Source organism: Helicobacter kayseriensis (genome assembly GCF_021300655.1).
In the GTDB taxonomy this organism is placed as follows: Bacteria; Campylobacterota; Campylobacteria; order Campylobacterales; family Helicobacteraceae; genus Helicobacter_G; species Helicobacter_G kayseriensis.
In genome coordinates this window covers 387,822-399,281 of sequence record NZ_JAJTNB010000001.1, presented here as the reverse complement: position 1 = coordinate 399,281, position 11,460 = coordinate 387,822, and the positions used below count along the sequence as shown (strand labels likewise).

Annotated in this window: 10 protein-coding genes; 4 read left to right on the top strand and 6 right to left on the bottom strand. The window is 36.2% G+C overall.

Annotation, left to right across the window (positions count from 1 at the left end; all coding sequences use genetic code 11):
* Nucleotides 1–1,021 precede the first annotated feature (1,021 nt).
* From LW137_RS07220 to LW137_RS01995, 4 genes are all read right to left on the bottom strand, one after another.
* Nucleotides 1,022–2,551, bottom strand: coding sequence for a BspA family leucine-rich repeat surface protein (locus LW137_RS07220; RefSeq protein WP_346344781.1), 1,530 nt, complete (start codon nucleotides 2,549–2,551; stop codon nucleotides 1,022–1,024).
* A gap of 12 nt (nucleotides 2,552–2,563) precedes the next feature.
* Entirely contained in the window at nucleotides 2,564–2,956 is a 393-nt protein-coding gene (locus tag LW137_RS02005; RefSeq protein ID WP_233032748.1) for a DUF285 domain-containing protein, read from the bottom strand.
* A 16-nt stretch (nucleotides 2,957–2,972) separates the two neighbouring features.
* A complete protein-coding gene (locus LW137_RS02000) occupies nucleotides 2,973–3,416 on the bottom strand; it encodes a hypothetical protein (protein WP_233032747.1) in 444 nt (147 codons plus the stop codon).
* Nucleotides 3,417–3,736: 320 nt separating this feature from the next.
* Nucleotides 3,737–4,138, bottom strand: a complete 402-nt coding sequence (locus tag LW137_RS01995; protein WP_233032746.1) for a BspA family leucine-rich repeat surface protein — start codon at nucleotides 4,136–4,138, stop codon at nucleotides 3,737–3,739.
* Between the two features lie 589 nt (nucleotides 4,139–4,727).
* Here LW137_RS01995 and LW137_RS01990 point away from each other — a divergent pair.
* Nucleotides 4,728–4,892 (top strand): hypothetical protein, encoded by a 165-nt coding sequence (locus LW137_RS01990; RefSeq protein WP_233032745.1) that lies wholly within the window; start codon nucleotides 4,728–4,730, stop codon nucleotides 4,890–4,892.
* A gap of 67 nt (nucleotides 4,893–4,959) precedes the next feature.
* Here the strand turns inward: LW137_RS01990 and LW137_RS01985 are convergent, their stop codons facing one another.
* Nucleotides 4,960–6,021, bottom strand: a complete 1,062-nt coding sequence (locus LW137_RS01985; protein WP_233032744.1) for a hypothetical protein — start codon at nucleotides 6,019–6,021, stop codon at nucleotides 4,960–4,962.
* 47 nt (nucleotides 6,022–6,068) lie between these two features.
* The gene (locus tag LW137_RS01980) at nucleotides 6,069–7,295 is read right to left on the bottom strand and encodes a DNA recombination protein RmuC (RefSeq protein WP_233032743.1); all 1,227 of its coding nucleotides are present in this window, start codon (nucleotides 7,293–7,295) and stop codon (nucleotides 6,069–6,071) included.
* A 204-nt stretch (nucleotides 7,296–7,499) separates the two neighbouring features.
* On the opposite strand from LW137_RS01980, the gene ppsA reads away from it, so the two are divergent.
* Genes ppsA through LW137_RS01965 form a run of 3 tightly spaced genes read left to right on the top strand, consistent with a single transcriptional unit; the run spans nucleotide 7,500 to nucleotide 11,460 of the window.
* Nucleotides 7,500–9,917 (top strand): pyruvate, water dikinase, encoded by a 2,418-nt coding sequence (ppsA, locus tag LW137_RS01975; RefSeq protein ID WP_233032742.1) that lies wholly within the window; start codon nucleotides 7,500–7,502, stop codon nucleotides 9,915–9,917.
* Between the two features lie 11 nt (nucleotides 9,918–9,928).
* The gene (locus tag LW137_RS01970) at nucleotides 9,929–10,948 is read left to right on the top strand and encodes an aspartate-semialdehyde dehydrogenase (RefSeq protein ID WP_233032741.1); all 1,020 of its coding nucleotides are present in this window, start codon (nucleotides 9,929–9,931) and stop codon (nucleotides 10,946–10,948) included.
* The gene (locus tag LW137_RS01965; RefSeq protein WP_233032740.1) at nucleotides 10,945–11,460 is read left to right on the top strand and encodes a YqhA family protein; all 516 of its coding nucleotides are present in this window, start codon (nucleotides 10,945–10,947) and stop codon (nucleotides 11,458–11,460) included. Before LW137_RS01970 ends, LW137_RS01965 begins: the two co-directional genes overlap by 4 nt.

Here is an 11,460-nt window from a genome sequence, read left to right as displayed (position 1 = left end):
AATCCATCATTCCACAACCACAACATCCCAATCGCTAAAACAAAGATTCCAAATAGTTTCATTGTCTTCCTTACTTTTTATTCCCAACTCACCTTTTCTTGAGAAAAAGTTTTATCAGCGAATAATATAATTCCTTGCAAAAAATTGATTTTTGGTAGTTAATATATAGAGCCAAAAACTCTAAAAATAACTTGAAAAAGTCTATCTATGTATTAAAACCATTTGTCCTAAAAATCAAATCAAAAGTTATCAAATAAGGATAGTGTTGTCCCTGAGAATTGATATTTTTAGATGATCAAATCGATAACAATAATAACCAAGTGATGAAAAAATATCAAAATATAGATAAGCTTTAGAAGGATTTAAAAGGTGGGCGCCAATCTGCCCTTGAATATAATATATTTGATCATAAAATCTTTGAGATCGATATGATAAAAGCTTCATAGCAATGGTTGGAGATTGGAACAAGAAAAATCTCCTATAAATTTTAATTATAAACCCTATATGGAATTTCAAAAGATCTAGGACGCTTAGAATCAATTAAGACGTCCTAGACTTAAAAGATTTCAAAACCTATGCTCCAAAGGTATTCAAATCTAAGATCTAGAAAGCTTTCTTGGCAATGTTAGAGTGTCATAGGGTGTCGTTTGGCGGAGATTTTTATGAGAGGGAATTAAAGAGGCATTTTCTACAAAAGGGCTCTCAAAGTTCTCGCTACATTTGAAGCCATCGTATAAGCTACTTGAATATTTTTCAAATGCAGAAAATCAAATATGATCCTTATTTTCATCTTGCTTGATATGGGGATGTAGCTTTATGAACAAATCAAACATTTGCAATCTTGATTGTGTCGATCTGATAGGGATTGATATTCTCATCTTTGGCAAGGCTTGGGAGTTGTGTCTTGTTTTTGAAAATATTTTTTATGTTTCCCTATTCTGTTTCTTGAGGGGTATCTGCAATCTTGTCATGCCAATTTTGTCAAGCTTGATATTTTAAAAGCAAGGAGCGATGGAGGCTCTCATTTTTGTCCTTTGATTTGAAATTGTTTGTTTTTGTTATTTTCTAGCGGGCTTCTTGTGAAAATATCCTGCCATTTTTCAAGGTTTGGGGTTTTCCGAGAGCTGAGGTCTTGATCAAAAAATACTGCGCGAAAAAACATAAAGCTCATATCTTTGACATTGCTTACATCCCAAGTGCTTAAATCTTGATCAAATGAGACTGCACCATAAAACATTTCTCGCATATTTTTGACATTACTCACATCCCATTCTCTAATAGATTGATTGAAGATTCGATTTTCAAAAAACATTCCCTCCATATTTTCCACATTGCTTACATCCCAAGATTCAATTCCTGCAAAATTTTCTCTAAATGAAGCATTATTTTTGCATTTTTGCATGTTTGCTTTGCAAAAGAGAAAGCTCATGTCTGTAATTTTGCTGACATCGATTTCGTAAAATTTGATTTGTGGATTGTTAAGAAGCGCTATAAGTTCGGCTTTGTTATTGGGGAGATACTTTGTTTTTTGGGTAGGTTTTTCCTTTTCTTTGAGAGCTTGGATTTTTTCTTGAGTATTAAACATTTTGTAGGTATAGATTTTAGAATCTAGCTTCCAATCAATCAAATCTAAGTCTAGGTTTTTCGCATCATAAAACATCAGGCTCATGTTTTTGACCTTGGCGATATCCCAAGAATTCAAAGTTTGATTAAAGGATTTCGCATCATAAAACATTCCTTGCATATTCTCCACATTGCTCACATCCCATTTGTTTAAGGGTTGATTAAATGTAAGAGCTTTGGCAAACATCCCATTCATTTTCTTGACTTTCCCTACATTCCAAGAGTTTAGAGGTTGATTGAAAGATGCAGCTTCTTTAAACATCCAGCTCATTGTCTCCACATTTGAAACATCCCAATTGGAGAGATCGATCTCGCCAGGATTATTGCGAAGAGAAAAGCTGAAGTAAAAATTGGTATAGCAATCAGCAAATATCCAACTCATATTTTTGACATTGCTTACATCCCATTTTTCAATCCCCTTAAGAGAATGTGAAGTTCCCTGAAACATTCCTCGCATATTTTTGACATTACTCACATCCCAGGTTTCAAGTCCTTGGAGATTTTTGTATTCTTTTGCTCCATAAGTAGGAGGAGTAATTTTGTCCAAACCTATCACGTTTGCAAAATCCGATGGAATGGGAACTTCACAAAAGAGATAGCTCATGTCTTTGATTGCACTAACGTCAATTTGTTCAAGTGGTTTAAGGTTTTTGATGAGATCTTGAAGCTCCTCTTTTGTTTTGGGCTTAACTCTGCTAAAAGGATTTTTTGTCCTCCACGAAGCAAGGTTTTGCTTGAATGAAGTTGCTTGCTTAAACATATTTTTTCGATTTTTAACTGATTTTACATCCCAAGAATTTAAAGGCTGATTGAAAGAGGTAGCATTGAAAAACATTAGATTCATATCTTTAACCTTAGCAACATTCCACTTGTCTAAAGGCTGATTGAAAGAGGTGGCATTTTGAAACATTCCTTGCATGCTTTCCACATTACTCACATCTCAAGAATTTAAAGGCTGATTGAAAGAGGTAGCATTGAAAAACATTAGATTCATATCTTTAACCTTAGCAACATTCCACTTGTCTAAAGGCTGATTGAAGGAGGTAACATTTTGAAACATTCCTTCCATATTCTCCACATTGCTCACATCCCAAGATTCAATTCCACTAAAATTCTTCCTATTCTTAGCTGAATTTTGGCACTTCCATTCTGAATTGCAAAATAATTCGCTCATATCTGTAATTTTGCTGACATCAATTTCATCGAGCTTGATCTTTTCATTTTTGAGAAGCTCTAAAAGCTCATTTTTGTCTTTAGGGAAGTATTGATGCTCTGCAAAAAGCATAAAAAATAAGAGGGGAAAAAGGACAAAGATTAGGTTTTGTTTTTTCATTTTTTTCTCCTTTAGTTTAGTAGCCATAGACTGCATCAAGAATGCGAAACTCTGCACGCATTCTCCCAAAGTCATGAGCAGTTTGCTCATCCACTCCCAAAATCTCTTTGTAGTATTCTTGATCCGCAATCACCATATCTTCATAAGCTTGCTTCAAGTCAGAATTTTGGAGGATGATAGGGTAAATCCAGTCAAAATAAACGCGGATAGTATCCCCACTAATGCTGAAACTCACATAGGTTCGTCCATCGATAAATCCATCATCACAAAACAAATCAAGCCATTCGTGATTAGAATGGAAGTTTGCAAAAAACTCTCTAGGATGAATATCTAGTGGCCAAAACATATTTTTTGCCCCCATTTTTCCGTGGTTATGTAAGTCAGCACCATATCCTCGTAAGCCATGTAATTTATAGGAGTTGGGAAGGGTTAATATATGGAGATGAGAGGCCTTGGTCACAAAATAATCTTTTTGTGCTGTCTTTGTATTGTAATTTTCAATGGATTTTGGGGGAAGGATTCCCCAAAGGTCTCTATGTGCAAAAATTCTCGTAAACAAATATGAAGCATCGTTGCTAGAGAAGTCTTGCCGAATAAACTCATCGCCCTTTTGACTTGTTTCTCCTTCATATTTGTCTTGCGCATATTCTTTGAGGGTAGTAAGAATTTCGGGGGAGTTTGGGTTTTTGAAAAATAGGAGATAGGCTAGATAAACTTTTGCATCAGCTCTTAGGTTGTAGATTTTGGATTTTGAGATCGCAAGATTAAAGTATTGCTCTGCTACTTTTTTGTCAAGACCAATCCATTTGATTGCTTCAAAAAATCCATAATATCCGTATGAAAATCCTTCTTTTTTGGGGCTTTATCTCCCCAAGTATTGAGAGATTGAGAAAATGAGGAGGCCTCAAAAAACATATATCGATTTTCCTTGAGATGTGTGGGCCTCCAATTTTGCAATGGCTGATTGAATGCACTTGCCCCAAAAAACATCCCATTCATATTCTCTACTTTTTCTACATTCCAAGAATCTAGAGGTTGATTAAAGGTAGTTGCTTTTGCAAACATTGCGTGCATATTTTCCACATTTGAAACATCCCAAGATTCAATGCCGTTAAAATCTTTTCTCTCTTTGGCTGAGTTTTCGCATTTTTCCCAATCCGCTTGACAAAATAAATAGCTCAATCTTTGATATTGCTGACGTCAATCTCGTTGAGTTTAATGCTCTCATTAGACACAAGAGCAATTAGCTTATCTTTATCTTTAGGGAAATGCTTAAATTCCGCTAGGAGAGGCAATGCTCCTAGAGTGAGGGAGAGTAGAGGGAGCAGGAGTTTGGTTTTTATGAGATTCCTTTTTTGAATGGTTTTTTGAGTTTAGGCATTGTTGCTTCCTTTTAGTGTTTAAATCTCTTTTTATCTTACTCTAATGGATTGTCTCACATGACTTTGTTTAATTCCCTCATATTATCTTAGCTTCACTATTTTTTATATACTCAAATCTTAATTGAAAGGCTTTATGCTATAGAAGATTTATGTCATATTTTCCACAGCTTACATCCCAAGTTTCAATCCTACTAAAATCTTTTCTTGCATGTGCTGAATTTTGACTAGATCAGAAAAAGAAAGCTCATATCTTTGATGATAGAAACATTAATTTTTTTGAATTTGATTCTTTTGTTTGAGAGGAGTTTGATAAGCTCTTAGTATGCTTGGAGGTAATACCTGTCTTGTTTTATTGGGAGATTTGTGTGAAATCAAAGTGAGATAAGTTTTTGGCTTTAATTTCAAGTGTAAAATCTCAAACAATTTTATTAATCGCTCCACCAGATATTCAAGAGCTTGCTCAGCGATATCAGATCAAAAACCAAAAACTTATTGAAAAAATCAAGCAAATGATGCAAGCTATCCTTAGGGATTCAACTCAAAAATCTCAATAGCATTTAAGTGTGAAAAGGGGGGATGATCAAGAAGTTTTGTATTTTGAAGTAATTGCTTCCCGATTTTTCAGAATCGGAAAGCAAGTTCAGCATTAATTCCTTTAGTATCTGGACTTCCAACATACTCAATCGCAACCCCCAAATCTCGTGCAAACATAAATTGTAATCCCGCTAAGAAATTGACAGGAAATTTTTCAATCTCAACAGAATACCCTGATACAAGTCCTCCTGTAGATTGGCTCAAATCTTTTCCTTTTGTTGCGCCAAAAAGCTCGATGCGTTGCACTCCTACATGAGCGGTGATGATTCCATGATAGCTATAGCCAATGCGTGGAGCTAGATACATAAAGGGTTTTTGCACAAAGCCTGTGACATTATTGGCATGATCATCAAGCTGAACATATCCTCCTGAGATCATAAAAGAGGCAAAAAACCCCTTATATCCAATAGCAAGATTTGTCCCAGCCATCACAAGCCATCCATCAAGAGAGTTTTGAATGGGCGCTATGGGAACGGTCATATTATTTTTGGTAGCATTTCCCCCCATAGGTTTAAGGAAAAGATTAAGAAGTCCTTGTTGTACTTTATTTGCATCTTTTGCAAAAGGAATAGTTGCGCTTCCCACTGTTGTTTTTTGCTCCATATGTAGATAGGCTCCTGAGACAAAAATCTGCATAAAAGGAAAGAGAAACATATCGGCCTTGATTCCAATTGCTGAGGTTGTTGTCTCAACCCTTCCTTCAGAGAGTTTCCATTCTTGTTCATTTGGACTAAAAAGTGTTCCGATTCCTGGTATTTTGGAGAGCGTCGGACCAGTTTGAGCATTGAACTTCTTAACGCTATAGTTTTCATTTACATGGCTTCCTATGAATGAAATGCCTATAGGATTGGGGAGAGTTCCTGGTTGGATACTTAGTAAAGTTTGCAAAAAAGGAAGATGATGGGCTGTTTTTGGAATCGGGCGATCCATGAGAAATTTGCTTTCTTCAACTGGGACAGTTTCCCTTGGAACAGCTATTTTCTTTTCTTTGTCTTTGATTATCTCAATTAAGCTTTTTTTGTCTTGCTCAATCTTGTCGATAGCAAAAGCATTAAGACTTAAAATCGTTAACAAAAGATATTTTTTCATTTTTGAATCCTTACTTAGGTATTTTCCAAGCGTTAATTTTATCTAACTTAACTCATTTTAAGTTGCTTCTCAGGGGATTTTTTGCTTTTTGCTCCCAGCTCTTGGAGTTTCTCAAACCTTGAGGAGAGATTGCCCTGACCACTAATAAGCTTATTGTTTAAAAGGTCTTTGGTTTGGTTGAGGCGTTCAATGATTTTTTGTAGATTTTCAAAATCTTGCAAAACTCCCAAGAACTTGTCATAAAACTTTCCAATCTCTTCAAAGGCTTTTTGAGCATTTTCATTGCGTTTGATGTCAATCCAAGTAATATGAATTGTTTTAAGAGCCATAAAAAGTGTGTGTGGGGTGGTTAGATAGATTTTTTTATTGTAGGCATATTGATAGAGAAAGGGATCAGATTCTAAGGCTAAATCAAGAAGATTTTGATAGGGAATAAAAAGCAAAACAAAATCATAAGTGTTGGAATCAAATTCTTTGTAAGGTTTTTTAGAGAGCTCATCGATGCGGTTTTTGAGATTGGAAGCAAGTTGAGCACATAGAAGAGGGGTGTTGTTTTGCAGATCAAAATCACTTGGAAGAGAAAATTTAGAATCAATAATGATATTTTTGTTTTTCTCAAGATAAATAATGGCATCAGGGATGTAGCGTGAGCCATCAATCCTGAGATTTTCTTGAAGTTTATATTGCTCTCCTTCTATTAAACCACTATTTTGCAGAAGTGTTTTGAGTTGGATTTCTCCAAAGTTTCCTCTGATTTTTTTATCTCCTTTTAGGATTTGGGTGAGTTTTTCGGCATTATTTTCTACGCTTTGTGTGTATTCAAACATATATTTAAGGCTTGTTTGGATTCTTTCTTCGTTTTTGACTAAGCGCTCTGAATATCCCTTGACTTGTTCTTTGAGTGGAGAAAAGATCTCATCTAAAAGTTTTTTAGAATCTTCGTTGATGAGATTTTTGTTTTGGACAAGAAGCGTTTCTGTATGAAGCTTGATTTGGGAATTAAATCTTTGTTCAAGAGAAGAGAGGTTGAGTGCATATTTCTCCTCTAATTTTTGCAAATTGTGATTGTAATCATTTTTGAGCTGTTCTTTTTGGAGGGCGAAGTCCTGCTTGGCTTCCAAAAGAGCTTGTGTTTTTTGTGAAAGCTCAAGTGAGAGGAGATTGATTTTCTCTTGAAGAGCTTGAAGGGATTGGAGGTGTTTTTGTTTTTTCCATAGTAAAAGAAAGATAATGCTTGATAAAAAGATCATGCTTATAATCAAAATAAGATTCATTGGTTTCTCTCCTAGGGTTTAGATTTTCAATTATGATGGGCTTGGAGTTTGAGATTATAGAATTAATTTTTGCTTTAAAACTTGGGGCTTATAAAAATAATGAAGTGAAATTATCGCAGAGCAAAAGTTTTTAATGATAGATTTTCTAGATTAAGTATTGTATGATTTTGAATTTTAACTCTAAGCCAAAAAATGGGAGAAAAAATGCGATACATCAAGTTTTTCAAAGAGCTCAATAATAAAGATGTTCCAATTGTTGGGGGAAAAAATGCAAGTATTGGAGAAATGTTTCAAGAGTTGCTTCCTGTGGGGATTAAGGTCCCCAATGGTTTTGCAATTACAAGTGAGGCGTATTGGTATTTGCTAGATAGTGCGGGGATTAGAGAAAAGATTGTTGCATTGCTTGATGGTGTGGATCCAGCAGAAATTGATGTGTTGAAGGTGCGAGCTAAAGAAATTAGAGACTTGATTTTTACAACACCATTGCCTTTGGATTTGAGAGATGAGATCTTGGAGGCATATGCAATTCTCTCAAAGGAATATGGAATGAATGAGGCTGATGTTGCTGTTCGAAGCTCAGCGACGGCTGAAGATTTGCCTGATGCCTCTTTTGCAGGACAACAAGATACCTATTTGAGTGTAAAGGGTCAAAGCGAATTAATTCATTATGTTAAGTCCTGTTTTGCTTCACTTTTTACAGACCGTGCAATTAGTTATCGTGCCTCAAGAGGGTTTGACCATTTTAAGGTTGCTTTGAGTGTAGGTGTGCAGAAAATGGTAAGGGCTGATAAGGGGAGTGCAGGGGTGATGTTTTCTATTGATACAGAGACTGGGTTTAAGGATGCGGTATTGATTACCTCAAGTTGGGGGTTGGGTGAGAATGTTGTCGGGGGAACTGTGAATCCTGATGAATTCTATGTCTTTAAGCCCACCCTTTTAGAGGGAAAGCGTCCAATTATCAAACGACAGCTTGGACATAAGCATCAAAAGATGGTTTATGCTCCCAAAGGAAGTAGTCATCCTACTAAAAATATTCCCACTACAGAGAAAGAATATCATTCCTTCTCTATTGATGATGAGGATATTTTAAAGCTTGCAAGATATGCTGTTTTGATTGAGGAGCACTATAGTAAAGAGGCTGGAGAGTATCGCCCAATGGATATGGAGTGGGCAAAAGATGGCGAGAGCGGAGAGATCTTTATTGTTCAAGCACGTCCTGAAACTGTTCAATCACAAGTGATGAAAAAAGGAGGAGGGCAAAAGCTTGAAAAATATCGCTTCAAGAATCCTGTGCCTAAATCCGAAGTGATTCTTAAAGGTATTGCCATTGGTGGAAAGATTGGAAGTGGTAAGGTGAGAATTATTAATGACATAGAGCATATGGGGTCTTTTAAGGAAGGTGAAATCCTTGTAACAGATAACACAGATCCTGATTGGGAGCCTGCAATGAAAAAAGCTGCAGCTGTGATTACCAATCGTGGAGGAAGGACTTGTCATGCTGCAATTGTTGCAAGAGAAATTGGGGTGCCAACGATTGTGGGAGCATTGGGCGCTACAGAGAGGCTTTATAATGGAATGGAAGTAACAATCTCTTGTGCCGAGGGAGAAGAGGGATATATTTATAATGGGATTCATCCTTATGAGGTGGATGTGATTGAGCTTGCACATTTTGATCAGCCTAAAACAAAAATTTATCTTAATATCGGGAATCCAGAGAAGGCTTTTGACTTTTCGCGATTTCCAAACAATGGCGTTGGTTTAGCAAGAATGGAAATGATTATCCTTAATCAAATCAAAGCTCATCCATTGGCACTTGTAGATATGCAAAACCAAAAAGAGGTCCGATGTGCTGATGAGATCAAAAAACTTATCAGTGGCTATGATAGTCCAAAAGATTTCTTTATCCAAAAAATTGCAGAAGGAATGGGAATGATTGCTGCAGCCTTCTATCCCAATCCTGTTATTGTGCGCACTAGTGATTTTAAATCTAATGAATACCGCGGAATGCTCAATGGAGAAGAATACGAGCCCAAAGAAGAAAATCCGATGCTTGGTTATAGAGGAGCAAGTCGATATTATTCTGAGGAGTATAGAAGTGCTTTTGAGTGGGAATGTCAGGCATTGGCTATGGTGCGTGATGAAATGGGACTAACAAATCTCAAAGTAATGATTCCTTTCTTAAGAACTCCAGAAGAGGGAAAAAGAGTTTTGGAAATTATGCGTCGCAATGGCTTGGAACAAGGAAAGGATGGGCTAGAGGTCTATGTCATGTGCGAGTTGCCTGTCAATGTAATTTTGGCAGATGAATTTTTGAATCTATTTGATGGATTTTCTATCGGATCAAATGATTTGACCCAATTAACTTTAGGAGTGGATCGTGATGGTGAGCTTGTAAGTCATATTTTTGATGAGCGAAATCCAGCTATGTTTGAAATGTTTAGACGTGCGATTGAGGCTTGTAAGAAGCGTGGTAAATATTGTGGAATTTGTGGTCAAGCTCCAAGTGATTATCCTGAAGTTGCTGAATTTTTAGTCAAAGAAGGAATCACTTCAATTTCTCTCAATCCAGATTCTGTTTTGGATACTTGGGAGAGAGTTCTTAAGCTTGAAAAAACACTTTAAGGAAAATAGGGATGAAGAAATATAATGTCGCTGTTGTTGGTGCAAGTGGAGCAGTGGGTGAAGAGATCTTTAGGGTACTTGAAGAGGAAGATTTTCCTATTGCAAACCTTGTTCCTCTAGCAAGTGCAAAGAGTGCAGGAAATATGGTAGAGGCCTTTGGAGATGAGTGGAAAATTCTGGAATTGACACATAATATTTTTAAAAAAGAAAAAATAGAGATTGCCTTTTTTTCAGCTGGAGGAAGTGTGAGCGCAGAATTTGCTCCTAGTGCTGTTGAAGCTGGAGCGTTGGTGGTTGATAATACAAGCCATTTTCGTATGCAAGAAGGGATTCCATTGGTTGTGCCTGAAGTGAATCCGCAAAAAATTAAACAGGGTTCAGGGATTATTGCTAACCCAAATTGCTCAACAATCCAAATGGTGCAAGTTTTGGCTCCATTGCATCAAGAGTTTGGAATCAAACGCGTAGATGTTAGCACCTATCAGGCTGTAAGTGGAGCAGGCAAAAAGGGGATGGAAGAGCTCATTATGCAGATGCAAAAATTCTTTGCTTTTGAATTAGAAGATTCTGAAGTGAATGCTTTCCCTCATAGAATCGCACTTAATCTAATCCCTCAAATTGATATTTTTATGGATAATAATTACACAAAAGAAGAGATGAAGATGATTAATGAAACGCACAAGATTATGGAAGAAGATTTTCCAATTAGTGCAACTTGTGTGCGTGTGCCAGTGCTTCGTAGCCATAGCGAATCTATTAGTATTCATTTTAATAAAAAAGTTGAGGCAAAAAGAGCAAGGGAGGTTTTGGAAAAGGCAGAAAATATTATTGTGCTTGATGAATTGGAAAATCACATTTACCCTATGCCCTCTATCGCTACAGATACCAATCAAACCTATGTTGGGCGTATTAGAAGAGATCTTTATGATGAATGTGTATTGCATTTGTGGTGTGTGGCTGATCAATTGCGTGTAGGAGCAGCGACAAATGCAGTTCGCATTGCTCAAAAGTGGATTGAGGGAAAGATATGAAATTTTTTCATTCTATTTTTGCTCGTATCTTGTGGAACTCTCGGTTGTTTATCATTTTTGCTGTTGTTTTATCAATGGTGGGATCTATTTTACTTTTCTTGGTTGCAAGTATTGATATTGTGAAGGCTGTCGGAGCAACTTATCAATATTATGTGGGGGAATTGGGCGGAGATATAGATATTCACAATATTCTTTTAAATGCCATTATTATGGCTATTGATTTGTATTTGATTGCCGTTGTGTTGCTTATTTTTGCTTTTGGGTTGTATGAACTATTTATTGCAAAAATTGAGATAAAAGATGAGCATAGCTCAAAAGTTCTTGAGATACATACTCTTGATCAGCTAAAAGATAAGCTTGCAAAAGTGATTGTGATGGCCTTAATTGTGGCTTTTTTCTCAAAAGTCCTTAATATGGGAATGAAAGATTCTTTAGATATGTTGTATTTTGCAATTTCAATTCTAGGTCTTTCTCTTGGACTTTATTTTCTGCATAAGGATTCAAAGCATTAA